Origin of the sequence: Rathayibacter sp. AY1C9, from assembly GCF_002932315.1 — a bacterium.
Classification (GTDB): Bacteria; Actinomycetota; Actinomycetes; order Actinomycetales; family Microbacteriaceae; genus Rathayibacter.
This window is the reverse complement of record NZ_PSVZ01000001.1, coordinates 191,761-215,293: the sequence shown is the minus strand read 5'-3', so window position 1 is coordinate 215,293 and position 23,533 is coordinate 191,761. Positions and strand designations below refer to the sequence as shown.

Genomic DNA, 23,533 nt, shown 5'->3' with positions numbered 1-23,533 from the left:
GTCAGCCCGGGAGGACGGCGCCGGCGCGGTAGCCGACGCCGCGCACGGTCATCACGATGCGGGGGTCGTCCGGGTCCTTCTCGACCTTGGCGCGCAGGCGCTGGACGTGCACGTTCACGAGGCGGGTGTCGGCCTTGTAATGGTAGCCCCAGACCTGCTCGAGCAGCATCTCGCGGGTGAAGACCTGCTGGGGCTTGGAGGCGAGGGCGAGGAGGAGGTCGAACTCGAGCGGGGTCAGGCCGATGCGCGTCTCGCCGCGGCGGACCTCGTGGCCGGCGACGTCGAGGCTCAGGTCCCCGACCTGCAGCACCGCGTTCGCGGCGGCGGTGGCGGGACGCAGGCGCGTCCTGATCCGCGCGACGAGCTCCTTGGGGTCGAACGGCTTGACCATGTAGTCGTCGGCGCCGGACTCGAGGCCCTGCACGACGTCGGAGGTGTCGGACTTGGCCGTCAGCATGATGACGGGGACTCCGGACTCGGCGCGGATCGCGCGGCACACCTCGATCCCGTCGATCCCGGGCAGCATCAGGTCGAGCAGGACCAGGTCCGGCCGGGCCCGCCGGAAGGCCTCGAGGGCGCCGGAGCCGTCCGCGCAGAAGGAGACGTCGTACCCGTCGGCGCGCAGGACGATGCCGATCATCTCGGCCAGGGCGGCGTCGTCGTCGACCACCAGAATGCGCGCGCTCATCGGTCTGCTCTTCCTCGTCTCGGGTCGCGCCCGCCCACGGCGCGCACGGTGACCCGACCCAGGCTAACCGACGCACCTCTCCGTGGGCGGGGAGCGGGCTCTGCGGGCGAAGGGGGTCCGCTCGGGGGAGGACCCCGCCCGCACGCCTATGACAGCATGGAGGGGATGACCGACGCAGCTCAGTGGCCCCCGCCCGCAGGGCGTCCGGACGACGCGGCCGTCCCGGCGCAGGACGGCGACCGGCGCAGGCCGCTGCCCGCTCCCGTCGCCCCGGCCTGGTCGCCCGCGCCGCCGAGCGCAGGCCCCGTACCACCCGGTCCCGCCGGGGGCTCCTGGTCGCCCGCCGGCGCCGGCCCCTGGTCGCCCGGACGCCCAGCGCCCGGCTGGACTCCCCCGCCCAAGCCCGGTCTCGTGCCGCTGCGCCCGCTCGGCTTCGGCACCCTGCTCGGCGCCCCGTTCCAGGTCCTCCGCCGCAGCCCCCGCACGACCCTGGGCGTCGCCCTGCTGGTGCAGGGCCTCGGGTCGGTGCTCGCCCTGGCGGTCTACGGCCTGATCGCGGTGCTCGCCGTCGGGCGCATCTCGCAGGCGGAGTCCGCCGACCGCGACGCCGTCGGCGCGGGCTCCCTCGCGGTCGTGGTCCTGGCCGCCCTCATCCCCCTCGCCGTCTCGCTCGCCAGCGGCGCCCTCGTGCAGGGCGTGGTCGTGCTCGAGGTCACCCGCGGCGTCCTCGGCGAGCGGGCGACCTTCCGACAGCTGCTCGCCCGGCTGCGGGGCCGCTTCTGGGCGCTGATCGGCTGGACGGTCCTGCAGGGCGTCGGCTACCTCCTCCTGGTGCTCCTCGCCGTGGCGCTCGCCGTGCCGCTGTTCGTCATCGGAGCGATGGACGGGACGTCGAGCGCGATCGTCGGCGGGATCCTGGTGCTCGTCGGCTCCGGCCTGGTCGCCCTCGCGCTGGGGGTCTGGCTGTCGACGAAGCTCGCCCTGGTGCCGAGCCTGATCGTCGTCGAGCGGCTGCCGCTGCGCCGTGCGGTGGCGCGCTCCTGGCGGCTGGTGGCGGGCGGCTTCTGGCGCACCTTCGGCGCGCTCGCGCTGATGACCGTGATCATCCAGGTCGCCGGCCAGATCGTGGCCACGCCGTTCAGCCTGCTCATCCCGATCGCCGGCGCCCTGATCGCCCCGACCGACCCGGACGCGCAGCTCGTCACCTCGCTCGTGGTGACGATCGCCTCCGTCGCCGTGGGCTTCGTGATCGGCGCCGTCGGCACCGTGCTCCAGTCGGCCGTGACGGGCCTGGTCTACCTCGACCGACGGATGCGCCGCGAGGGCTTCGACCTGGTGCTGATGCGCCACGTCGAGGAGCGCGCGGCGGGCCGCCCCTCCCCCGATCCCTTCCCCGTGCCGGAGCGCCCGTGATCCTCGCCGCGGCACCTCTCGAGCCCGACGCGGAGCAGGCGCGCCGACTCCTCCTCGAGGAGCTCGCCGACCCGCGCTACCGGGCGGCCGAGCCGACCCTCTTCGACCGGGTGGTGCAGGCGGTGCGCGACTGGTTCGCCTCCCTCACGCTGCAGGGCGACGGCCCGCCGGTGCCGATCGCCGCCGTGATCGGCGTGCTGGTGCTGGTGGCGCTCGTGGTCGCCGCGCTCGTCATCGCGGGACGGCCCCGCGCCGGTCGCCGCAGCACCGTCACGGGAGCGGTGCTCGCCGACGACGACACCCGCTCGGCCGCGACCCTCCGCTCGCTCGCCGAGGCCGCGGCCGCCCGCGGGGACTGGGACGAGGCGCTCGTCGAGCGCTTCCGCGCCCTGGTGCGCTCCCTCGACGAGCGGACCGTCCTGCGGGTCTCGCCCGGCACGACCGCGCTCGGCCTGGCGTCGCGCGCCTCTGCGGCCTTCCCCTCCTCCGCCGCCGCGCTGCGCCGCACGGCCGACGACTTCGACCGCGTGCGCTACCTCGGGCAGCCCTGCGGCCCGGCCGAGTACGAGCGGGTCGCGGCTCTGGACCGCGAGCTCGCCGCGGCCTCGCCGGTCCTGGACGCCCTGGCGGCGCCCCGGTGAGCGCCGACACGGTCTCCAGCCCGACCCTCGGCGCGCTGCTGCGCCGCGGACGGGTGTGGGTGCTCCTGCTCGTGATCGTCGCGGTCGGCACTCTGCTGCTCACCGTCGCGACCGGGACCCGGGTGGCCGCCCCGGACCTCGACGTCGACAGCGCGACCCCGGACGGCGCCCGCGCGCTCGCCCAGGTGCTGCGCGATCAGGGCGTCGAGGTCGTCCGCGCCGACGACCTGGACTCCGCTCTCGCCGCCTCCTCCCCGGACGCGACACTGCTCGTCGACGACCCGGACGTGGCCCTCGACGAGGCCCAGTACCGCCGGCTCGCCCGCGCCTCGGCCTCGCTCGTCCTGGTGACCCCGGGAGGAGCCGCGCTCGACGCCCTGCTGCCGGACGTCCGCTTCGCCGGCTCCCCGGCCGGCGACGGCCCCTTCCGCGCCGAGTGCCCGCTCCCGGCGGCCGAGCGCGCCGGGACGCTCCCCGCGGGAGGGAGCACGTACCGGATCCTCGACGACGGCGACGCGGTCGGCTGCTTCCCCTCAGGCGACGACGGCTTCCTGCTCGTGAGCACCGGGTTCCCGCAGGGCGCCGACGTCACCGCGATCGGCGACGCCGACCTCCTCCGCAACGGCACCATCGGCCAGGACGGCCGCGCCGCTCTCGCACTCGGACTGCTCGGCGGTGAGGACCGGCTGGTCTGGTACCGCGCCGGAGCCGCCGACTCGGCGAGCACCACCCCTGCACCCGCCGATCTCGCCCCCGGCTGGGTGACTCCGGCTCTCCTGCTGCTGGTGGCCGTGTTCGTCGCCTCCGCCGTCTGGCGCGGCCGCCGGCTCGGCCCGCTCGCGGTCGAGCCGCTGCCGGTCGTCGTGCATGCGAGCGAGACGGCCCGCGGCCGCGCGCGGCTCTACGCGCGCGGAGCCCTCCGGCCCCGCGCCCTCGACGCACTGCGCATCGGCACCCTCCGGCGGACGGCCGCGCTCCTGGGACTCGCTCCGGCGACCGGGGTCGACGAGATCGTCGCCGTCGCCGCCGAGCGCCTCGGCCGCGATCAGGCCGCGCTGCGCCGTCTGCTCGTCGACGACCTGCCGGGCGACGACGCCGCCCTCGTCGCCGCCTCCGACGAGCTCCTCCGCTTCGAGAGCGCGCTCCGCGCCGCCCTCTCCCCGACGACCGCCCGACGACCGGAAGGCCCCTCCCGATGAGCGAAACCACCCCCTCCGCCCGCGACGGAGCGCCGGTCTCCGACGACGACCTGCGCGCCGAGCTCGACCGGGTCCGCTCCGAGGTCGGCCGCGCGGTCGTCGGCCAGGACGGCGCCGTCTCCGGGCTCCTGATCGCCCTCCTCGCGGGCGGCCACGTCCTGCTCGAGGGCGTCCCCGGAGTCGCGAAGACGCTGCTCGTGCGCGCCCTGTCCGTCTCGCTCGGCCTCGACACCCGCCGGGTGCAGTTCACGCCGGACCTGATGCCCGGCGACATCACCGGCTCCCTCGTCTACGACGCCTCCACCTCCGGCTTCGCCTTCCGCGAGGGCCCGGTCTTCACGAACCTCCTGCTGGCGGACGAGATCAACCGCACGCCGCCGAAGACCCAGGCCGCGCTCCTCGAGGCGATGGAGGAGCGCCAGGTCAGCGTCGACGGGCGCACCCTGCCTCTGCCGGACCCGTTCCTCGTCGCCGCCACCCAGAACCCGGTGGAGTACGAGGGGACCTACGTGCTCCCGGAGGCCCAGCTGGACCGGTTCCTGCTCAAGCTCGTGCTCGACATCCCGCCGCGCGACGTCGAGGTGGAGGTGCTCTCGCGCCACGCCGCGGGCTTCGACCCGCGCGATCTCGACGCCGCGGGCGTGCGCCCCGTGCTCGACGCCGCTCGTCTGCGCGCCGCCCAGGCGTCGGCCCGGCGCGTCGGAGCCGGCCCCGACGTCCTCGGCTACATCGTCGACCTCGCCCGAGCCACCCGCGAGAGCCCGAGCGTCAAGCTCGGCACCAGCCCCCGCGGCTCGACCGCCCTGCTCGCGGCGTCCCGCGCCTGGGCCTGGCTCAACGGCTACGGCTCGATCACCCCCGACCACGTGCAGGCGATGGTCCTGCCCGTGCTGCGCCACCGCATCCAGCTGGAGCCGGAGGCGGAGCTCGAGGGCGTCCGCACCGAGGCCGTCCTGGGCGGGATCCTGCAGCAGGTCCGCGTCCCGGTCTGAGCCGTGCACCTCACCGGACGCAGCGTCCTCGTCCTCCTCGTCGGCCTGGTGCCGGTCGTCCTCCTGGGCGGCCGCCCCGAGGTCGCCTTCGCCGTGCTCGGCCTCTGGCTCCTGGCCTGGGCGGTCCTCGTCGGGATCGACGTCGCGGTCGCGGGCTCGCCCCGGGCCGTCGTGCTCGAGCGGCGGGTGCCGGACCGGGTGCGGCTCGGCGAGCGGACCGAGGCGACCCTTCTGGTCACGAGCACCGGCCGCAGGAGGATCACGGGGGTCCTCCGCGACGCCTGGGAGCCCTCGGCCGGCGCCCTCGAGACCCGGTCGTCCCTGCGTCTGCCGCCGGGCGAGCGCCGCGCGGTGACCACGGTCCTGGAGCCGCTCCGCCGCGGCGAGCGCCGGGCACTCCACGTCACCATCCGCTCCCGCGGGCCGCTCGGGATGGCCGGCCGCCAGGCGACGCGGGCCGCGCCGGCCGTCGTCCGGGTGCTGCCCGCCTTCCGCTCCCGCCGCCACCTGCCCTCGCGCCTGGCGCGGCTGCGTGAGCTGGAGGGGCGGACCAGCGTGATGATCCGCGGCCAGGGGACCGAGTTCGACAGCCTGCGCGAGTACGTCCGCGGCGACGACGTCCGCTCGCTCGACTGGCGGGCGACCGCGCGGCGCCGGGAGCCGGTCGTCCGCACCTGGCGCCCGGAGCGCGACCGGCGCGTGATCGTCGTGCTCGACACGGGCCGCACGTCCGCCGCACGGATCGAGGACGAGCCGCGCCTGGACACGGCGATCGAGGCGTCGCTCCTCCTGGCGGCCCTCGCGGCCTCGGCCGGCGACCGGGTCGACGTGCTCGCGTTCGACCGCACCCGGCGAGCCCGCGTGCACGGCGCCACCGGCACGGAGGTGCTGACCCGCGTCGTGGACGCCCTCGCCCCCGTGCAGCCCCAGCTCATCGAGACCGACTGGGCGGCGGTCCCCGCGCAGGTGCGCACCCTGGCCTCCCAGCGCTCGCTGGTGGTGCTCCTCACCGCGCTCGACTCGGTCGGCTCGGCGGAGGGGCTCCTCGCGGTGCTCCCGCAGCTCACCCGCGTGCACACGGTCGTGGTCGCCTGCGCGCTCGACCCCGAGCTGCAGCGGATGGCGGAGGACCGGAGCGACCGGGCCGCGGTCTACTCCGCCGCCGCCGCGGAGCGCTCGCTCGCGGACGTCGACCGGCTCTCGGCCGCCGTCCGCCGTCTCGGCGGGGACGTCGTGCTCGGCAGCCCCTCCGCTCTCCCGCCGGCGCTCGCGGACCGCTACCTCGCCCTCAAGGCGGCCGGACGGCTCTGACCTGCGAGAGGGGCCGTCCTCGGTCCCGGGAGCGCTGATCGACGGCCCCGCTCCGACGGCCGCGCTCGTCCGGCTCGGCTCAGCCGGCCGCGATGCTCCGCGACCCGGCCTCGAACCGGTCGAGGTCGCCCGTCTCCCCCGCCCGCACCGCGCGCCCGCCGACGACGATCATGTAGAAGAGGAACGCGCCGAGGGCGAGCGCCCCGATCCCGATCTTGAGCCACCAGGGCCAGGGTGCCGGAGTGACGAACCCCTCGATCACGCCCGAGACGAGCAGCACGAAGACCAGGCCGATCGCCACCGTGAACAGGCTCCGCGCGTCCTCGGCGAGCGCCTGGCCGCGGGTGCGCGCGCCGGGAGCGATCCAGGCCCAGAAGATCCGCAGGCCCGCGGCCGCGGCGACGAACACGGCCGTCAGCTCGAGCTGTCCGTGCGGCGCGATGTACAGGAAGAACGTGTCGCCCTCCCCCACATGGAACATCACCGCGATCGACGTGCCGAGGTTCTGCGCGTTCTGCAGCAGGATGTACGGCACGTAGACGCCGACGATCCCGAAGGCCACGCACTGCGCCGCGATCCAGGCGTTGTTGGTCCAGACCTGCCCGGCGAACGAGGCGGCGGGGTTCTCGGAGTAGTAGTCGATGAAGTCGCCTCGGGCGAAGCGCCGCAGCTCCTCGTCGTCGCCCAGCGCGGCGAGCAGGCGCGGGTCGCCGAGGATCCAGAGCGCGTAGAGCGTCGCCACCACCGCGGTCGCGAGGGCGACGGCGAGCGTCAGCCAGCGCAGCCGGTGCAGAGCGGCCGGGAGCGAGAGGACGACGAAGCGGGAGACCGCGGCGAGCGGCTCGTCTCGCGTGCCGGTCAGGCGTCCCCGAGCCCGCGAGAGCGAGACGGCGAGCCGAGTGCCGACGGCTGTCGATCCGGCGGTGGAGGAGATCGTGGCGAGGTCCGCGGATGCCGCCTGGTAGCGCTCGATCAGCTCATCCGCCTCGGCTCCGGTCAGGCGGCGCCTGCGCGAGAGCTCGTCGAGGCGGGTCCACTGCGCAGCGCGGGCGGCCGAGAGAGCGTCGATGTCCATCTCCTGACAGGATAGCCAGGCACGCCGCCGAGGCCGAGCATCCGGGAGGAGCACCGTGGAGGAGCAGCGCACCGAGTTCGACGACGCCGACCTGGTCACCGGCGAGGCGATCGCGCTCGAGGTGCCCGTCACCTCGTTCGTGCTCCGCGCGGTCGGCGCGATCATCGACCTGATCGCGGAGCTCCTGCTCGCGCTGGGCCTGTTCCTGCTGGTCTCCTCCCTCTCCGGGGACGGCGGCCTGGACCCCGCCGCCTCGGCCGCCGTGGCGATCGCGGCCCTCGTCATCGCCGTGGTGATCGTGCCGGTCACCGTCGAGACGGCCAGTCGCGGCCGCTCGCTCGGGAAGCTCACCGTCGGCGCTCGCGTCGTCCGCGACGACGGCGGTTCCATCGGCTTCCGGCACGCCCTCGTGCGCGGCCTCACCGGCGTCCTCGAGATCCTGATGACCTTCGGCGGGCTCGCCGCGGTCGTCGGCCTCCTCTCGCGCCGATCGCGCCGTCTCGGCGACGTCCTCGCGGGCACGCACAGCCAGCTCGAGCGCGTTCCCCGCGCGGAGCCGCTGGTCGTCGAGATCCCGGAGCCGCTGCGGGGCTGGGCCGTCACGGCGGACACCGCGCGCCTCCCCGACGCACTGGCGCGCCGACTGGCGCAGTTCCTCCGTCAGCGCCACGGCATGACGGAGCCCTCGCGCTCGCAGCTCGCCGCCGCGCTGGCCGACGAGACCGCGGTCCACGTCTCCCCGCTGCCCGCCGCGCCCGCGGAGGACTTCCTCCTCGCCGTGGCCGCACTCCGCCGGGCGCGGGAGGAGCGCGCCCTGCTCCTGTCCGACCAGCGCCTCGAGCGGCTGGCCCCCGTGCTCTCGAGCACGCCGCGCGGCTTCCCCGAGCGGCCCTGACGCGCGCGGCAGCGGCTTAGGCGTGCCCCGCGCCGTAGCGGACGGTCTCCCAGCCGCGCGGGACGAGGAGCCGCCGGTCGTGCTCGGCGCAGAGGTCGTAGCCGTGCGGATCCGGCGCAGGACTCAGCGGCCCGACCGCCACCAGCGAGTCGCGGTAGTCGTAGGTCAGCGTGACGACGGCCTGCGCGCGGCAGCCCGTCCGCGAGCAGTGCCGTCCGGTCATCGCCGCCCACAGTAGCAATAGGCTGGAGCCATGCCCCGTGCTCGTCGTTCCGCCGCTCGCCCGACGAGCGGGTCGCGCGGAGGCTCCCGCGACCGGCACGGCCGCGGCGCACGAGGGCCGATCACCGGTCCGCACCTCCCCCTGCTGCAGACCCGCTCCGACTTCTTCGAGGCGACGATCGGCTCGGCCTTCGACTACCTCCGCGGCACCTGGCCGGAGGAGCTCGCCGGCATCCGCGTCGACGTCGCGGCGACTCCCGACGTCGACCCCGACCGGCTGCAGGGCACGGGCATCGCGCGGTGGCGCGTCGACCACGCCGCGCGCCGCATCACGCTCTACCGCGTGCCGATCGAGCGCCTGGCGAAGCTGCACCGCCGCGACGAGTGGCACCAGCGCATGCTGATCGAGAGCTACGTGTTCCGCGCCGTCGCGGAGCTGCTCGGCCGCGATCCGTGGGACATCTCCCCGGACCGCTACCGGCACCCCTGATGCGCCGGCAGCTCTGAGGCGCCGGCACCGCCGAGGCGCCGCCGCCCCGCGTCTCAGTGCGAGTAGACCGTGATCGGCGAGGAGAGCGGTCCCGGCGGGACGATCGTGTACGAGGCGATCCGCCCGTCGCGCGCGATCGAGACCGAGGCCTGCACCGGCTGGGTGCTGCTGACGACCGCGCCGTCGCCGTCCAGCGGGGTCGCGAGAGCCGCGAACGGGCCGAGCTCGAGCGTGCGGGTGCCGCCCGGGGCCTCGATCTCGACCGAGGCGGTCGAGTCGCTGCCGTTGACCAGGTGCAGTCGCGCGTCGCCCTCGCCCGTGCCGGCGACGCCGAAGGGCGTCGTGGTCGCGGTGCCGGAGGCGAACCAGGCGAAGTCCGTGCCGGCCGAGCCGGTCGAGGTCGTCCGCCCCGCCGCGACGATCGGCTGATCGGCCCGCAGGACGATGCGGTAGGAGCCGTCCGCCAGGCCCGTGAGCGGGACCTCGCCGACGAGGCCGGCGGGGACGACGACCTGGGTGGAGGCGCCCGACCCGCTCGGGTCCTCGTTGGTGACCTCGACCGAGACCGTGCTGTCGGCGTCGCCGGGGGTGAGGATGCGCAGCACGGGGCTGCCCGCGCCGCCGCTGCCGTCGTCGCTCGCGGTCTCGGCCGGAGGCGACGTGACGGTGAAGCCGGCGATCACGGCGAGCGTGTCCGGGCCGGCGGAGGGGCCGGTGGTCTCGACGCCCTCCGGGGTGAGGCCGGAGATGGCGCTGCTCTGCATGCTCGCGGCGACCTCGCCGCCCCGGGCGGTCACGTGCACGACGGGCTGGACGACCCCGGGGGCGAGCCCCGCGAGCGGGAGCGCGCGGACCGCTCCGGCCGGAACGACGATGCCCGTGGCGCCGGTGGCCTGGACGGTGCCGGTCTCGGAGAAGAGCGTGAGGTCGACGGTGGAGGCGACCTCGCTCGGGTTCGCCAGGATCAGCACGGAGGTGCGCCCGACGTCGGTCGAGCCGGCCACGAGCCAGCTGTCGGCCGAGGGCTCGGCGCAGGCGCGGGCCGACAGTCCGGAGAGGGTGTCCGTGCCGATGCCCTGGACGGTGGCTCCGCCGGGAGCGGGGTCGGAGCCCGCGGGCACGCTCAGACCGGTGATGCCGGTGCCCGGTGCGGCGACGTCGTCCTCGTCGAGGACCGTGGGGTCCGAGGTGGAGCCCTCGGGCCGGACCGCGGTCGCCGCGCCGTCGAGGGCGCGCAGCTGCTCCGGCTCTCCGGCGTCGATCAGATCGCCGCCGCAGACCAGCGAGCTGTCGGCCGCGACGGGCGTCACGACGACGCCCTCCGCGGCGCTCGAGACCAGGGGGGACGGGAGGAGCTGGGGCACGACCACGGCGGCCGCGGCGATCACGACTCCGGCCGCGCCCACCGCACCGCGCAGGGCCGTCCGGCGCCGACGGGCGGCCGAGGGTGCGCGATCGGGCGTCGAGGCCGCGGCGCGATCGGCGCGGCGCTCCGCGCGGGAGCGGCGGGCGGAGGACTCGGGCATCTGCTTCTCCTGGTCGGCGGGGTCAGACATCGTCGTTCCCGTCGTCGAACTGGCCGGTGGCCTCGCCCGGCTCGTCGTCGATCCCGGCGACCGCGCCGCTGGAGCGGCCCCGCTCGAGGGAGAGCCCGGTGGGCACCGCCAGCAGGAGGGCGACGACGAAGACGAGGAGGAGGGCGATCGTGTAGGCGATCCCGAAGGGTCCGACCACGCCGGACGGAGCGGCCTCGGTGCGGGTCCCCTCCGTGTCGACGGCCGTCCAGAGGAGCCCGTAGCGGGTGTCGCCCACGGCCGAGAACGCCGCGTTGCCGTCGAGGGAGACGGCCGCCCGCGCGCGCACGGCGGCGGCCGCGTCGCCGACCTGGGTGCCGGCCGGCTCGGTCAGCACGACGAAGCGCACGCCGAGGCTCTCGAGCGCGGAGGGGACGTCGTAGCCCGTCCGCGAGACGAGGTTGCCCGCCAGCTCGTCGATCGCGTCCGTGCTCTCGGCGCCGGTGTTCGCGAGGGTCGACTGCTGGTCGAGGGTCGCGCCCGCTCCGCGCTCCAGCCGGGCGAGGACGCCGCCGTCCGCCTGCGGGACGAGCACGATCGTGCCCACCCGCGGGTCGTTCCGGGCCTCGGCCGCCACGTAGGCGGGGAGCGAGCGGTCCGACGTGGTCGACACCGACGTGCCGGCGCCGGTCGGGAAGGCCACCGCGAGCGGACCGACCAGTGCTGCCGCCGCGGCCGTGACGACGAGCGCCGGCACCACGCGCACGGAGCGCACGGCGGCGAGCGAGAGCGACGCGCCGATCACCAGGCCGAGCCAGTAGAGGCTGAGACCGGTGCCGCTCCAGACGGAGACCGCCTCGGAGCCGGTGGTCGCGACCTGCACGCCCTGGGCGAGCGAGGCGGTCACGAGACCCGCCGCCGCGACGCCGACGCCGCCGAGGGCCGAGAGGTTGTTCGGGAGGAGGAGGGCGGCCAGCGCCGCGACGATCAGCGGCACGACGAGCACGGCCGTGACCAGCGGGGCGACGGAGGCGCCGATCCCCAGACCGCCGAGGAACGCGAGCCATCCGTCGGGCAGACCGGCCGGGAATCCGGCGAGCAGCGCGACGAGGTCCGACTGAGCGGAGGGCAGCGGGACGCCCGGATCCGCGAGGACGCCGAGCCAGTCGCCCCGCGGTGCGCGGGCGACCACCAGCGGGAAGAGGAGGACGGCCGCGGGGATCGGCAGGCCGAGGAAGCGGCCGATCCGCCGCCCCGAGGTGGCGACGACGACGAGCCAGATCACCAGGAGCGGCACGGCCAGCACCGGCGCGCACGCGACGACGGCCGCAGCCAGGATCGAGGCGCTCGCGGAGGCGGACCAGGAGCGGTACGCGCCGAACCCGGCGAAGAAGAGCCAGGGAAGCAGCACGTGCACCAGCAGCGGGGCGGGGCGCCCGTCGGCCTGCGCGGCGAAGAAGGCGGGAGCGAGGATGTAGACGAGGGCTCCGGCGGCGCGGGCGGTCGCGCGCGGGGTGAGCCGCGCGATCATCAGCCAGGCGCCGAGGGCGGCAGCGGGGAGCGCGACGAGATAGAGCAGCACCATCGAGTAGCTGGGCGACCAGAAGGTCAGCGAGCCGAGCACGGCGAGGACGGCGGCGAACGGGTCCGCCGCGCCGATGAACCCCGAGCCGAGGTCGCGCCAGCCGTAGGCCGCGTTGCGCCACAGCTCGCCGACGGTCGGCGAGAGCGTCAGCAGACCGCCGCCGCTGAGCGCGGGAGCCGCGAGGAGCGGCGTGTAGACCACCAGGCCGGCGAGCGCGGCGATGAGGACGACCCACACTCCCCCGCCCTGGAAGAAGTGCAGCGGATGGCGGTCCCGCCCGGCCTGCACGCGCACGGCGTCGTGGCGCACCGAGCGCAGCTGCCGCACCACGTCCAGCGGGATGCGCAGCGGCGCGACGGCCTTCCAGCCCACGTTCTTCGACGAGCGGAGAACGGTGCGGGCCCGCAGCACCTTCGTCCCCCCGAAGGCGACGACGAGGGCCGCCAGCAGCTCCCCTCCGACCAGCCCGGGCTGCTTGCGCAGCAGGCGCACGACTGCGCGGCCGATAGCCAGGGGGACGAGCGAGAGCCAGTGCAGGAGGAGGAGCGCGACGGGCGCGTAGGCGAGCCGGCGGTGCAGCTGCGCGGTGCGGTGCTGGCGCGCGCGGCGCCGCTCCCCGCTGTCGATGCGGCGGCCGTCGGGGCGCTGCAGCCCGATGCGGGCGGTGGTGACGCGGGCGTCCGGCACGCGGCTGACCCGGTGCCCGGCGAGCCGGGTGCGGATCGAGAAGTCGAGCGCGTCGTCGACGACCGGCAGGCCGGGGTCGAAGCCGCCGAGCTCCTCCCAGAGGGAGTGGCGCACGAGCATGCCGCCGGCGGCGACGGCCAGGACGTCGGGCGTGGAGTCGTGCTGGCCCTGGTCGAGCTCGTCCTCGACGAGGTGGACGGTCGTGCCGTGCTTGGTGATCGACTCGCCGTAGCTGCGAATGTAGCCGGAGCGCGTCCAGTCCATGATCTTGGGACCGGCGACGGCGACGGAGGGGGCGACCTCGACGGCTCCCAGCAGCGCCGCGAGGGCGCCGGGCTCGGGGGCGGAGTCCTGCGCGAGCAGCCACAGCCACTCGTCCTCTCCGGCCGGCGGCTGCATCACGCGGACCGCGCGGGCCACGGCCTGGCCGAAGGGGAGGTGCTCGGCGACCTGCACGAGCTGCGTCGGACCCCAGGACGCGAGGAGCTCGTCGGTCGTGTCCTTCGAGCCTCCGTCGACGAACACCGTCGCGTCGGGCTGACGGGTCTGCGCCCGCAGGGCCGCGAGGGTTCGTTCCAGATAGGCCGCGCCGTTGCGCGCGACGAGGACGGCGGTGACTCGTGGATACATCGCGGACCACCCTAAGCGATGCCGCCGCGCCGCCCGCCTGCGGCTCGCCGCCCCGTCGGTCGGGTCGCGGGGAGGAGGGGACTAGGCCCGGCGGCGCAGCTTCCGGCGCTCGCGCTCGGAGAGGCCGCCCCAGATGCCGAAGCGCTCGTCGTTCTCGAGCGCGTACTCGAGGCACTGGGCCCGGACCTCGCACGAGGTGCAGATCTTCTTGGCGTCGCGGGTCGAGCCGCCCTTCTCGGGGAAGAAGGCCTCGGGGTCGGTCTGCGCGCACAGCGAGTCGACCTGCCAGGAGAGCGCGCCCCCCGGCGCCTCGGTCGCGGTGTCGATACCGGGTCGGACCCCGGGCACGCCCAGACGGACCGGATCGACGAACCAGTCCTCGGGGACTCCGGAGTGCTGTTCCGGAAGCGTCATGCCGTCTCCTACCCCGCCTGCGAACCGATGATCGGCGGCCGCTCCTCCCGGAGCCGCTGCCTAGGTAATTACAGCGGTGTCATTCGCTCAGGTCAAGTCGCGGACCATAAACCCTCAACCCGCCGTGGAGGGTTCACGACACACCGGCGTGTCGCGAACGTGAGATCCGATCAGGCCGTCGCGGCGCTCCGTGCGCGCCATGCGCTCTCCACCATCTCGGCGACGGTGTGCCGCATCTCCCAGCCCAGGTCGCGGGCCGCCGTCTCACCAGAGGCGACGATGCGGGGCGGATCGCCCGGCCGCCGCGGGGCGACCTCGGGCGTGAAGGCGATGCCGGTGCTGTCGGCGATCGCGCGCATTATCTCCCCGACGGAGGCCCCGGATCCGCTGCCCAGGTTGTAGACCGGGTCGATCGGCTCGCCGGCGGCCAGGCGGCGCGCCGCGGCGACGTGCGCGAGCGCCAGGTCCGCGACGTGGATGTAGTCGCGGACGCAGGTGCCGTCCGGTGTCGGGTAGTCGTCGCCGTTGATCCGGGGCGTGCGGCCGTCCAGCAGCGCCTCGAAGACGAGGGGGAAGAGATTGTGGGGGCTGGTGTCGTAGACGTCCGGGTAGCCGGACCCGACGACGTTGAAGTAGCGCAGGGAGGCGTGCCTGACGCCGTGCGCCCGACCCGCGTCCGCGAGCAGCCACTCGCCGATCAGCTTCGACTCGCCGTAGGGCGACTCCGGGCTCTTGGGGGTGTCCTCGGTGACGATCTCGACGTCGACCGCGCCGTAGACGGCAGCGCTCGAGGAGAAGACGATCGAGGAGACCCCGGCGCGCTCCATCGCCGCCAGCACGCGCATGGTGCCGGTGACGTTCTGCTCGTAGGTGTGCAGAGGGCGCTGCACCGAGACTCCGGCGTACTTGAACCCGGCGACGTGGACGACGCCCTCGATGTCGTGCTCGGCGAGCACGCGGTCGAGCAGGGCCTCGTCGAGGATCGAGCCCTGGTGGAACGGGACGCCCTCGGGCACGAACGACGCGTGCCCCGAGGAGAGGTCGTCGAGGACGACGGGGTCGATGCCCTGCTCCGAGAACGCGCGCACCACGTGCGCCCCGATGTACCCGGCTCCCCCGGTGACCAGCCATGCCATGTGGATCCTCCTCGGTGCGGGCCCGCGACTCCGCGCGCCGGAAGACACCCTAGCGGCGGGGATCGACGGCGTGGATAGGCCGGATGACGACGGGACGCGATATCCTGCCGCCGTGCTCCGCTCCGTCGCCCTCCTCGCCCTGCCCGGCCTCGCGCCGTTCGAGTTCGGGGTCGTCTGCGAGGTGTTCGGGATCGACCGCGGCGCCGACGGAGGGCCCGCCCTCGACTTCCGGATCGCCACTCCCGATCCGGGCCGCGTCCGGACGAGCCTCGGATTCGACCTGCTGATCGCCGATGGTCTCGACGCGGCCCGGGACGCGGACCTGATCGCCGTCCCCGCCCACGGCCGCGGGCCCGCCGACGAGCAAGTCCTCGACCTCCTCCGCGAGGCTCACGAGCGCGGCGCGTGGATCCTCAGCGTCTGCAGCGGGGCCTTCACCCTGGCGCAGGCGGGCCTGCTCGACGGCCGGCGCGCGACCACCCACTGGATGCACGCCGCGGAGCTCGCCCGGCGCTTCCCCTCCGTCACGGTGGACCCCGAGGTCCTCTACGTGCAGGAGGGGCGCATCGTGACGAGCGCGGGCACCGCGGCCGGCATCGACGCGGCGCTGCACGTGGTGCGCGAGGAGCTGGGCGCGACGGCGGCGAGCGTCGTCGCCCGGCGGATGGTCGTGCCCCCGCAGCGCCACGGCGGGCAGGCGCAGTACCTGCGGACCCCCGTTCCCGAGGCGCGCGCGGACTCGCTGGCCGAGGTCACCGAGTGGATGCTGGAGCACCTCGACGAGGACCTCTCGATCGAGGCGCTGGCCCGTCGCGCCCTGATGGCCCCCCGCACCTTCGCGCGCCGCTTCCGGGCCGACCTCGGCACGACTCCGCTCGCCTGGCTCACCCGCCAGCGCCTCCTCCGGGCGCAGGTGCTGCTGGAGGAGACGGAGCTGACCCTCGAGGCGGTCGCCGCGCGGGTCGGCTTCGGCACGGCTGCGGTGATGCGCCACCACTTCACGCGCGTCCTGCGGACCACGCCGGCGGCCTACCGCCGCACGTTCGCCGCCTGAGCGGCCGGCACCGGGATCGCTGGAGGGATCAGACCGTCGCGACGAAGAGCGTGCCCCGTCCGGTGACGGCGAGAGTGTCCTCCGACGGGGTCACGAACACGCTGCCGCCGCGCTCGACGCGGACCGAGCCCTCGGCGCCCTCGAGCGAGAACGAGCCCTCGGTCGCGATCGCGATGGCGGGCCCGTGCAGGGCGACGCGGGCCGGCTCCTCCGACGCCGGCTGCACGACGGCGAGCACGAAGTCGGGGACGTCCGGACGGTAGACGCGCACGCCCGGTCCGGCCTGCTCGGCCGGGAGGTAGGGCACGGGCAGCGGCGAGAACTCGAGCACGCTCACCAGCTCGGGCACGTCGATGTGCTTGGGCGTGAGGCCCCCGCGCAGCACGTTGTCGGAGGCGGCCATCAGCTCCACGCCCGTGCCCGCGAGGTAGGCGTGGATGTTGCCTGCGGGCAGGTAGAGCACCTCGCCGCGGGCGAGGCGGACGCGGTTGAGCAGGAGCGAGAGCACGATGCCGGGGTCGCCCGGGTAGCTCTCGGCCAGGTCCCGGACCGTGGTCGTCTCGAGGCGGTCGTCGCCCGCGGACGCCGCGACGACCGCGGACACCAGCGCGGCGACCTCGGCACGGTCGCCGTCGGCGAGCAGCCACGACACGGCGCCGCGGAGGACCTCCGAGCCCTCGAGCGTCCGGGCGAACCGCGCGATCGCGGCCGCCTCCTCCGCCGGGGCGCGCCCGGCCAGCTCGGCGAGCAGCGCCCGGGCGTCCGCCGGCTCGCGGAAGCCGCAGAGCGCGTCGAAGCTCTCGCTGAGCGCGTAGATCAGCTCGGGCTTGTGGAACGGGTCCTTGTAGTTGCGATCGGCGGCGTCCCGCGGGATGCCGGCCTCCTCCTCCTCGACGAACCGGCGCCGGGCCCGCTCGGACGAGGGGTGGGCCTGGAGCGACAGCGGCCCGCCCGCGGCGAGGATCTTGAGCAGGAACGGCAGACGGGGAGCGCCCGAGACCGGATCGACCGACCCCTCCACTCCGGCGAGCGCCGCCTCGGGGTGCTCGGCGATCCACTCGGCGAGCGTGCCGGCGCCGACCGAGGCGGGGTCGAGGATGCGCGCGGGCGAGCCCGGGTGCGCGCCGAGCCAGAGCTCGGCCTCGGGGGCGCCGGAGGGCGCGGTGCCGAGGGCCTCCGAGATGCCGGTGAGCGAGCCCCAGGCGTAGTCGCGGGGGGTGTTGCCGATCGGGATGAACACGGGAGCGCTGGCCTTCCGTCCGAGGGGTGGGTCCGAGCCGCTCAGCCGGACGCGCCGGGGCCGCTCCGCTGCGACGCTAGCAGGATCCACAACGCGGGCCCGGGAGGAGGGCCCGCCTGTTGGTGCTCTCCGCCAGAGGACGCGGCACTCGCAGGCGCGCTTCGTACGCTGGGAGTAGCAGCACTGTCGCCGTCGGAGCGGTCGCCGTGCCGCATCCGACGAGCGAGGGAGCACAGAGCATGGACAGCACGACCTTCGAGACCCTGGGGGCCGACTTCTACGGGTTCGAGGCGGCGCTCACGCCCGCCGAGAAGGAGCTGCTGGTCGGCGTCCGCGCGTTCCTCGAGGAGCAGGTGCGGCCGATCGCCGACGAGTACTGGGAGCGCGCGGAGTTCCCGCGGCAGCTGATCCCCGGGATCCACGCCACCGGCGTCATCGGCCTCTCCTGGCCCGAGACCCGCGCGATCGAGAACTCCGCCGTGTTCCGCGGCTGGGTGGCGCTCGAGCTGGGCCGGGTGGACGCGGGCATCGCGACCTACGTCGGCGTGCAGAACGGCCTGGTGATGGGCACGGTCGGCGTCGCCGGCTCCGAGGAGCAGCGCGCCGAGTGGCTGCCGAAGCTCGCCTCGGGCGAGGTCGTCGGCGCCTTCGGCCTCACCGAGCCGCACTCCGGCTCCGACTCCGCCCAGGGCCTGCGCACCACCGCCCGCCGGGACGGCGACGACTGGATCCTCGACGGCGAGAAGCGCTGGATCGGCAACGCGACCTTCAGCGACGTGACCGTGATCTGGGCGAAGGACGCGGAGGACGGCCAGGTGAAGGGCTTCCTCGTCCCCACCTCGACGCCGGGCTACCGCGCCACCGCCATCGCGCGCAAGCAGAGCCTGCGCACGGTGCAGAACGCCGACATCGTGCTCGAGGGCGTCCGCGTCCCGGAGTCGCTGCGCCTGCAGGGCGCGAACTCGTTCCGCGACACCGCGAAGGTGCTCCGGCTCACCCGTGCCGAAGTCGCCTGGCAGGCCATCGGCGTCGCGATCGGCGCCTACGACGCGGCGCTGCGCTACGCGAAGGAGCGCGTGCAGTTCGGCAAGCCGCTCGTCGGGCACCAGCTGGTGCAGGACCTCCTGGTCAAGAGCATCGGCAACATCACGGCCAGCATCGCCCTGGCGACCCGCGTGTCCGAGATGCTCGACGCAGGCGAGCAGCGCGACGAGCACTCCGCCCTCGCGAAGGCCTACGCGACGGCCCGGATGCGCGAGACCGTCGCCTGGTGCCGCGAGGTGATGGGCGGCAACGGCATCGTCCTCGACTACGGCGTCGCCCGCTTCTTCGCCGACGCGGAGGCCCTCTACTCCTACGAGGGCACCCGCGAGATGAACACGCTGATCGTCGGCCGCTCGATCACCGGCGCCGCTGCGTTCGTCTGAGCCTCCCCGGCCGGGGAGGGTGCGGCGGCGCGCCCGGCACGCCGCCGCGCCGCCCCCGCTCCCTAGACTGGTCGCCATGATCCGACGCGCCGCCCCCGCCGCTCCCCGAGCGCTCGCGGTGGCGGTGCTGGCCGTGCTGCTGGCCGGCCAGTCGCTGCGGAACCTCGCCGGATGGTGGGGCTGGGGCGTCGTCGTCGCGGTGCTCCTGGGCGCCTCGATCGCCGTGCTCGTCCGCGCCCGCCCCCGCCTGCGCTGGGCCCGCACGCCGAAGTCGCTGGTCCTCTTCCTCGGGCTCGCGGTGCTCTCGCTGCTGTGGTCCGCCTATCCGGGAGCGAGCGCGATCGGAGTCACGGCGCAGCTCGCGACGACGCTCGGCGGCGTCGTCCTCGCCGTCACGCTGAGCAGCCGGGAGCTGCTCACGGCTCTCGGACGGGCCCTGCGCCTCTCCGTCGGCCTGTCGCTCCTCTTCGAGCTCGTGGTCGCGGTCGTCGTGCGGCAGCCCGTCCTGCCGTTCGGCGTCGAGCCTCCCGCCGACGGACCGACGCCCGACGCCTTCTACTGGTCGCAGGCCGCCCTCTTCACCGGCGAGCCCGTCCAGGGGATCGTCGGCAACCGCAACCTCCTCGGCTTCCTCGCCCTGCTCGGCCTGATCGTGATCGCGATCGAGCTGGCGGCCCACTCGATCCGGCGCCGGTGGGGAGCGGTCTGGGTCGCCCTGTTCGTCGCGACCCTCCTGCTCACCCGCTCGGCGACCGTCCTGCTCTGCCTCGTCGCCGTCGTCCTCGCGGCCGCGTTCGCGCTCTGGGCTCGCCGGAGGGGCGAGTCCCGCCGGCGTCCCGTCTACCTGACCGCCGCGGGGCTGGCGGTGGCGGCCGTCGCCGGAGGCGCCGCGGGCTGGGGCGCCCTCCTCGGCGTGCTCGGCAAGAGCGAGGACGCCACGGGCCGCCTCGACATCTGGGACTCGGTGATCGCGCTCACGCTGCAGCGTCCGGTCCTCGGCTGGGGCTGGGTCAGCTACTGGGCTCCCTGGGCCGCCCCGTTCGACACTCTCGCCGAGCGCAAGGGCGTGCTCTACCTGCAGGCCCACGACGCCTGGCTCGACGTCGCCCTCCAGCTGGGAGCGGTCGGCCTCGTCCTCTTCGCGGCGCTCGCCGTCTCGACGCTGTGGCGCTCCTGGTTCCGCGCGGTCGACCGCCCGCGGCGCGACGCGACCTCGACCCTCCCCTACACGGCCGTCAGCCTCGCTCCGCTGCTGATCGTGGTCGCCCTCCTGGTGCAGTCGCTGTTCGAGAGCCGGATCCTGATCGAGGGAGGCTGGCTGCTCCTCGTCCTCTTCGCGGTGCAGACCAAGCGACCGGCGACCGAGACGCCCGAGGTCCTCGCCGCGACCCCGCTCCCCCTCGCCGACGCCTCCCCGAGGCGATGAGGCCCCGCCGCCCCTCGCTCCCCGCCTCCGTCGCCGACGCGACGGCGTCCCCGCAGTTCGCGGCGGCCCTCGCGCAGACCACTCTCGTCACCGTCCTCTGCGCTCCGGCGGTCCGCGGACTCCTCGGCTGGCCCGGCTACATCGCCGCCGTCGCCACGCTCACCGCCCTCGCCGCGGTCATGCTCGTCCTGCGGCGCGGGCGGCTCGACTGGGAGGGCCTGCTGCCCACGAGCATCCTGGTGTTCCTCGGCTGGATCGCGCTCAGCGTGCTGTGGAGCGACTACACCTGGGCCACGGTCTCGAGTGTCGTCTACCAGTTCGCCCTGGCGTTCCTGGCGATCGCGATCGGCCTCACGCGCGACATCATCCAGATCATCCGCTCGGTCGGCGACGTGCTGCGGGTCGTGCTGATCGCCTCGCTGGCCGTGGAGGTGCTCTCGGGGGTGCTGATCGACCAGCCGCTGCGCTTCCTCGGCGTGGAGGGCCTGCTCGCGGTCGGCGGGCCGATCCAGGGACTCGTCGGCACGCGCAACCAGCTCGGGCTGGTCTGCCTGCTGGCGATCGTGACGTTCTCGGTGGAGCTGATGACCCGCTCCGTCGCCCGCGGGCCGGCCGTCGCCTCGCTCGCCCTCGCCGCGGTCACCCTCCTCTTCACGCGCTCCGCGGTGAGCGCGGGCGTGCTCGTCGTGGCCGTCGTCGTCGCCCTCGCTCTGCGCTGGGTGCGCCACGGCGACGGCACCCACCGTCGGCGGCGGCAGGTCGCGGTGCTCGGCGTCGCCGCAGCGGCCGCCCTCACCGTGTGGCTCCTGCGCTACCGGGTGATCGAGCTGCTGAACGCGGGCAGCGAGTTCGAGTTCCGGCTGCGGCTCTGGCAGCAGGTCTGGCGCTTCACGGACCTCGCTCCGATCGTCGGCTGGGGCTGGGTGGGCTACTGGCGGCCCGACCTCTACCCCTTCACCGCCATCGACTACCTCTCGGGCCGCCCGCACTCGTCGAGCCTCAACGCGCTCTTCGACGTGGCCCTGCAGGTCGGCGCGGTCGGGGTGGTCCTCTTCGTCGTGCTGATCGGCCTCGCGCTCTGGCGCTCCTGGCTGATCGCCTCCGAGCGCAAGGCGGTCGTGCACGTCTGGCCGGTGCTGGTGCTGACCGTGCTGATGGTCACCGCGCTGGCCGAGAGCTCGATCCTGCTCGACGCCGGCTGGCTGCTCGTGGTGCTCTGCGCGATGCGCGCGGCTCAGGGACTGAGCTGGCGCCGGCTCCTGCACCCGCGGGACTGACCGGACTCCTCAGCGCCCGCGCCGCCGCGCCACCTGGCGGAGCACGGCGAGGTGCTCCTCCCGGCAGCGCTCCCAGCTGAAGGACCGGGCGCGCTCGACGCCGAGCGGGCCGAGCTCGCCTGTCCGCTCGATCGCCTCGAGGATCCCGTCCGCGATCGAGCGCGGCTCGAGCGGATCGACGTAGACCGCGGCGTCCCCGCAGATCTCCGGGAGCGAGCCCGCGTCGGACGCGGCGACCGGGCATCCCGACGCCATCGCCTCGATGGGAGGGAGGCCGAAGCCCTCGTAGAGGCTCGGGAACGCCAGCACCGCGGCTCGGCGGTAGAGGTCGGCGAGCTCCTCCGGAGTGACGTGGCCGCGCCACTCGACGAAGTCCGGCAGCGGGCCGAGGCGGTCCAGATCCCCTCCGGTCAGCACGAGCCGGAGGGCGTGCCCCTGCTCCCGCAGGAGGCGCACCGCCTCGAACAGGCGGACGTGGTTCTTGTGCGGCCAGGCGCGCGCCGGGTAGAAGACGAAGTCCTCGCGTGTGCCCAGATTCGCGACGAAGCGCCGGGTGTCCACGCCGAGATGCGACACGTGGATCCGCTCCTCCGGGATGCCCAGCAGCTCGACGATCCGCCCCTTGGTGAAGGCGCTGATGGTGATGACCGCGTCGGCGCGGCGAGCGGTCGCCTCGTAGGCGAGCCGGCGGAAGACGCGCTCGACGCGGGGGAAGAGGTGCGGGAGGTCGCGGTGCTGCAGGTCGAACAGCATCTGCACGTGCCCCTGCCGCCGCGACGGCCACGGGAGCGGGACCGTGAACGGGAAGTAGAGCACCGCCTCCCGGCCGAGGCGCCGGCGCAGGCGCGGCGTGCGCAGGAGCGCCTGGAGCATCCCCACGGCCCGGCGGCGGTGGCCCGCACCGCTGACGACCCCCTCGGCCACGACCTCGGGCACGCCCTCGCTGAAGCCGCGCGCGTTCTCGGGGACGAGCACCTGCACGGCGGGCCCCTCCTCCCCCGGCCGCGGCGCAAGGAGGCGCGTGAGCGCGCGCGCGTAGGTCTCGCCGCCGCCCATCCCGCCCGGGTCGACGGTGAGCACGGCGAGCGTGACGGGGCGGAGTTCCGGCATGGCGTCCAATCGGTCCGAAGCCCGGCCAGGATACCGGCGGGCCGCATCGCTCCCGGCGCCCGGCCGTGCCCGTGGGTAGTATGTGTCCCGCTGTCATCGACCCCGACGAATTGGACCACCACGTGCCCCGCGCTTTGATCACCGGAATCACCGGCCAGGACGGCCTCTACCTCGCCGAGCTCCTCCTCTCGAAGGGCTACGAGGTCTTCGGGCTCGTCCGCGGGCAGAACAACCCCAAGTACGAGCTGGTCCGCCGCACCGTGCCCGAGGTGACCCTGCTCACCGGCGACCTGACCGACGTGTCGAGCCTCGTGCGCGTGCTCGCCGCCGCCCAGCCCGACGAGGTCTACAACCTTGGTGCGATCTCGTTCGTCGCCTACTCGTGGGAGAATGCGTCGCTCACCACCGATGTGACCGGCAAGGGCGTGCTCAACATCCTCGAGGCGACCCGCCTCTACGCCGGCTCCGACATGTCGCGCGTGAAGTTCTACCAGGCCTCCTCCTCCGAGATGTTCGGCAAGGTCCAGCAGGTCCCGCAGAGCGAGGAGACGCTGCTCTGGCCGCGCTCGCCCTACGGAGTGGCCAAGGTCTTCGGCCACTACATGACCATCAACTACCGCGAGTCGTACGGCATGCACGCCTCCTCCGGCATCCTCTTCAACCACGAGTCGCCCCGCCGCGGCCCGGAGTTCGTCACCCGCAAGATCAGCCTCGCGGTCGCCCGCATCAAGCTCGGCCTCCAGGAGACGCTGGAGCTCGGCAACCTCGACGCGAAGCGCGACTGGGGCTTCGCCGGCGACTACGTCGACGCGATGTGGCGCATGCTGCAGCAGCCCGAGGGCGACGACTACGTGGTCGCGACCGGCGAGACCCACGAGATCCGCGAGTACCTCGACATCGCCTTCAACCACGTCGGCATCGAGGACTGGACCCCGTACGTGACCCAGAACCCCGCGTTCATGCGTCCCGCCGAGGTGGACCTGCTGATCGGCGACCCGGCGAAGGCGCGCGATGTTCTCGGCTGGGAGCCGAAGGTCTCGTTCCCCGAGCTCGTGGCGATGATGGTCGAGAACGACCTCGCCGAGCAGTCCGCGCTGATCAAGTAGT

General features: G+C 74.6%; 21 protein-coding genes. 12 read left to right on the top strand and 9 right to left on the bottom strand.

Annotated elements, in window-relative coordinates; all coding sequences use genetic code 11:
• Nucleotide 1: 1 nt before the first annotated feature.
• Nucleotides 2-688, bottom strand: a complete 687-nt coding sequence (gene mtrA / locus C5D09_RS01075; RefSeq protein WP_104224133.1) for an MtrAB system response regulator MtrA — start codon at nucleotides 686-688, stop codon at nucleotides 2-4.
• 165 nt (nucleotides 689-853) lie between these two features.
• Between mtrA and C5D09_RS01070 the strand changes: the two genes are divergently transcribed.
• Genes C5D09_RS01070 through C5D09_RS01050 form a run of 5 tightly spaced genes read left to right on the top strand, consistent with a single transcriptional unit; the run spans nucleotide 854 to nucleotide 6,244 of the window.
• Entirely contained in the window at nucleotides 854-2,101 is a 1,248-nt protein-coding gene (locus C5D09_RS01070) for a hypothetical protein (RefSeq protein ID WP_146082923.1), read from the top strand.
• Nucleotides 2,098-2,742 carry a DUF4129 domain-containing protein gene (locus C5D09_RS01065; protein ID WP_104255252.1) on the top strand — a complete coding sequence of 215 codons (645 nt, stop codon included), beginning with the start codon at nucleotides 2,098-2,100 and terminating at the stop codon, nucleotides 2,740-2,742. Before C5D09_RS01070 ends, C5D09_RS01065 begins: the two co-directional genes overlap by 4 nt.
• Complete coding sequence (locus tag C5D09_RS01060) at nucleotides 2,739-3,941, top strand: DUF4350 domain-containing protein (RefSeq protein ID WP_104225485.1); 1,203 nt, start codon at nucleotides 2,739-2,741, stop codon at nucleotides 3,939-3,941. The genes C5D09_RS01065 and C5D09_RS01060 overlap by 4 nt, the downstream gene beginning before the upstream one ends.
• Entirely contained in the window at nucleotides 3,938-4,933 is a 996-nt protein-coding gene (locus C5D09_RS01055) for a MoxR family ATPase (protein ID WP_104268419.1), read from the top strand. Before C5D09_RS01060 ends, C5D09_RS01055 begins: the two co-directional genes overlap by 4 nt.
• 3 nt (nucleotides 4,934-4,936) lie before the next feature.
• Complete coding sequence (locus C5D09_RS01050) at nucleotides 4,937-6,244, top strand: DUF58 domain-containing protein (protein ID WP_104268418.1); 1,308 nt, start codon at nucleotides 4,937-4,939, stop codon at nucleotides 6,242-6,244.
• A 79-nt stretch (nucleotides 6,245-6,323) separates the two neighbouring features.
• Here the strand turns inward: C5D09_RS01050 and C5D09_RS01045 are convergent, their stop codons facing one another.
• Nucleotides 6,324-7,319 carry a stage II sporulation protein M gene (locus C5D09_RS01045; protein ID WP_104232803.1) on the bottom strand — a complete coding sequence of 332 codons (996 nt, stop codon included), beginning with the start codon at nucleotides 7,317-7,319 and terminating at the stop codon, nucleotides 6,324-6,326.
• A 55-nt stretch (nucleotides 7,320-7,374) separates the two neighbouring features.
• Here C5D09_RS01045 and C5D09_RS01040 point away from each other — a divergent pair, with 55 nt between their 5' ends.
• The gene (locus C5D09_RS01040) at nucleotides 7,375-8,214 is read left to right on the top strand and encodes an RDD family protein (RefSeq protein ID WP_104224140.1); all 840 of its coding nucleotides are present in this window, start codon (nucleotides 7,375-7,377) and stop codon (nucleotides 8,212-8,214) included.
• 16 nt (nucleotides 8,215-8,230) lie between these two features.
• Here C5D09_RS01040 and C5D09_RS01035 read toward each other — a convergent pair whose 3' ends face one another.
• Nucleotides 8,231-8,437: a DUF3499 family protein gene (locus C5D09_RS01035; RefSeq protein WP_104268417.1), complete on the bottom strand. Its 207-nt coding sequence runs from the start codon at nucleotides 8,435-8,437 to the stop codon at nucleotides 8,231-8,233.
• A 30-nt stretch (nucleotides 8,438-8,467) separates the two neighbouring features.
• Here C5D09_RS01035 and C5D09_RS01030 point away from each other — a divergent pair, with 30 nt between their 5' ends.
• Nucleotides 8,468-8,926, top strand: coding sequence for a metallopeptidase family protein (locus tag C5D09_RS01030; RefSeq protein ID WP_104224142.1), 459 nt, complete (start codon nucleotides 8,468-8,470; stop codon nucleotides 8,924-8,926).
• Nucleotides 8,927-8,979: 53 nt separating this feature from the next.
• Here C5D09_RS01030 and C5D09_RS01025 read toward each other — a convergent pair whose 3' ends face one another.
• The 4 genes from C5D09_RS01025 to galE form a co-directional block, all read right to left on the bottom strand.
• Nucleotides 8,980-10,482 (bottom strand): DUF5719 family protein, encoded by a 1,503-nt coding sequence (locus tag C5D09_RS01025; RefSeq protein ID WP_146078918.1) that lies wholly within the window; start codon nucleotides 10,480-10,482, stop codon nucleotides 8,980-8,982.
• Complete coding sequence (locus C5D09_RS01020; protein ID WP_104268416.1) at nucleotides 10,475-13,342, bottom strand: glycosyltransferase family 2 protein; 2,868 nt, start codon at nucleotides 13,340-13,342, stop codon at nucleotides 10,475-10,477. The genes C5D09_RS01025 and C5D09_RS01020 overlap by 8 nt, the downstream gene beginning before the upstream one ends.
• 81 nt (nucleotides 13,343-13,423) lie before the next feature.
• Nucleotides 13,424-13,756: a WhiB family transcriptional regulator gene (locus C5D09_RS01015; protein WP_104224145.1), complete on the bottom strand. Its 333-nt coding sequence runs from the start codon at nucleotides 13,754-13,756 to the stop codon at nucleotides 13,424-13,426.
• 170 nt (nucleotides 13,757-13,926) lie between these two features.
• Nucleotides 13,927-14,892, bottom strand: a complete 966-nt coding sequence (galE, locus tag C5D09_RS01010; protein WP_104255247.1) for a UDP-glucose 4-epimerase GalE — start codon at nucleotides 14,890-14,892, stop codon at nucleotides 13,927-13,929.
• A gap of 112 nt (nucleotides 14,893-15,004) precedes the next feature.
• On the opposite strand from galE, the gene C5D09_RS01005 reads away from it, so the two are divergent.
• Nucleotides 15,005-15,946 carry a GlxA family transcriptional regulator gene (locus tag C5D09_RS01005; protein ID WP_104268415.1) on the top strand — a complete coding sequence of 314 codons (942 nt, stop codon included), beginning with the start codon at nucleotides 15,005-15,007 and terminating at the stop codon, nucleotides 15,944-15,946.
• 28 nt (nucleotides 15,947-15,974) lie between these two features.
• Here C5D09_RS01005 and manA read toward each other — a convergent pair whose 3' ends face one another.
• Nucleotides 15,975-17,186 (bottom strand): mannose-6-phosphate isomerase, class I, encoded by a 1,212-nt coding sequence (gene manA, locus C5D09_RS01000; RefSeq protein WP_104268414.1) that lies wholly within the window; start codon nucleotides 17,184-17,186, stop codon nucleotides 15,975-15,977.
• Nucleotides 17,187-17,425: 239 nt separating this feature from the next.
• Between manA and C5D09_RS00995 the strand changes: the two genes are divergently transcribed.
• The 3 genes from C5D09_RS00995 (at nucleotide 17,426) to C5D09_RS00985 (ending at nucleotide 21,316) form a co-directional block, all read left to right on the top strand.
• Nucleotides 17,426-18,613, top strand: coding sequence for an acyl-CoA dehydrogenase family protein (locus tag C5D09_RS00995; RefSeq protein WP_104262434.1), 1,188 nt, complete (start codon nucleotides 17,426-17,428; stop codon nucleotides 18,611-18,613).
• Nucleotides 18,614-18,689: 76 nt separating this feature from the next.
• Nucleotides 18,690-20,039 carry an O-antigen ligase gene (locus tag C5D09_RS00990; RefSeq protein ID WP_104268413.1) on the top strand — a complete coding sequence of 450 codons (1,350 nt, stop codon included), beginning with the start codon at nucleotides 18,690-18,692 and terminating at the stop codon, nucleotides 20,037-20,039.
• On the top strand, nucleotides 20,036-21,316 hold the full coding sequence (locus C5D09_RS00985) for an O-antigen ligase (protein WP_104268412.1): 1,281 nt from the start codon (nucleotides 20,036-20,038) through the stop codon (nucleotides 21,314-21,316). Before C5D09_RS00990 ends, C5D09_RS00985 begins: the two co-directional genes overlap by 4 nt.
• 9 nt (nucleotides 21,317-21,325) lie before the next feature.
• Here C5D09_RS00985 and C5D09_RS00980 read toward each other — a convergent pair whose 3' ends face one another.
• A complete protein-coding gene (locus C5D09_RS00980) occupies nucleotides 21,326-22,426 on the bottom strand; it encodes a glycosyltransferase family 1 protein (protein WP_104268411.1) in 1,101 nt (366 codons plus the stop codon).
• Between the two features lie 122 nt (nucleotides 22,427-22,548).
• Between C5D09_RS00980 and C5D09_RS00975 the strand changes: the two genes are divergently transcribed.
• Nucleotides 22,549-23,532 carry a GDP-mannose 4,6-dehydratase gene (locus C5D09_RS00975; RefSeq protein ID WP_104275317.1) on the top strand — a complete coding sequence of 328 codons (984 nt, stop codon included), beginning with the start codon at nucleotides 22,549-22,551 and terminating at the stop codon, nucleotides 23,530-23,532.
• Nucleotide 23,533: the final 1 nt, after the last annotated feature.

What these genes read in the sequence shown, in the direction of transcription:
- mtrA (WP_104224133.1), bottom strand. Translation starts at nt 688, where the DNA reads ATGAGCGCGCGCATTCTGGTGGTCGACGACGACGCCGCCCTGGCCGAG.
- C5D09_RS01070 (WP_146082923.1), top strand. Translation starts at nt 854, where the DNA reads ATGACCGACGCAGCTCAGTGGCCCCCGCCCGCAGGGCGTCCGGACGAC.
- C5D09_RS01055 (WP_104268419.1), top strand. Translation starts at nt 3,938, where the DNA reads ATGAGCGAAACCACCCCCTCCGCCCGCGACGGAGCGCCGGTCTCCGAC.
- C5D09_RS01045 (WP_104232803.1), bottom strand. Translation starts at nt 7,319, where the DNA reads ATGGACATCGACGCTCTCTCGGCCGCCCGCGCTGCGCAGTGGACCCGC.
- C5D09_RS01035 (WP_104268417.1), bottom strand. Translation starts at nt 8,437, where the DNA reads ATGACCGGACGGCACTGCTCGCGGACGGGCTGCCGCGCGCAGGCCGTC.
- C5D09_RS01030 (WP_104224142.1), top strand. Translation starts at nt 8,468, where the DNA reads ATGCCCCGTGCTCGTCGTTCCGCCGCTCGCCCGACGAGCGGGTCGCGC.
- C5D09_RS01025 (WP_146078918.1), bottom strand. Translation starts at nt 10,482, where the DNA reads ATGTCTGACCCCGCCGACCAGGAGAAGCAGATGCCCGAGTCCTCCGCC.
- C5D09_RS01020 (WP_104268416.1), bottom strand. Translation starts at nt 13,342, where the DNA reads ATGTATCCACGAGTCACCGCCGTCCTCGTCGCGCGCAACGGCGCGGCC.
- C5D09_RS01015 (WP_104224145.1), bottom strand. Translation starts at nt 13,756, where the DNA reads ATGACGCTTCCGGAACAGCACTCCGGAGTCCCCGAGGACTGGTTCGTC.
- galE (WP_104255247.1), bottom strand. Translation starts at nt 14,892, where the DNA reads ATGGCATGGCTGGTCACCGGGGGAGCCGGGTACATCGGGGCGCACGTG.
- C5D09_RS00995 (WP_104262434.1), top strand. Translation starts at nt 17,426, where the DNA reads ATGGACAGCACGACCTTCGAGACCCTGGGGGCCGACTTCTACGGGTTC.
- C5D09_RS00990 (WP_104268413.1), top strand. Translation starts at nt 18,690, where the DNA reads ATGATCCGACGCGCCGCCCCCGCCGCTCCCCGAGCGCTCGCGGTGGCG.
- C5D09_RS00985 (WP_104268412.1), top strand. Translation starts at nt 20,036, where the DNA reads ATGAGGCCCCGCCGCCCCTCGCTCCCCGCCTCCGTCGCCGACGCGACG.
- C5D09_RS00980 (WP_104268411.1), bottom strand. Translation starts at nt 22,426, where the DNA reads ATGCCGGAACTCCGCCCCGTCACGCTCGCCGTGCTCACCGTCGACCCG.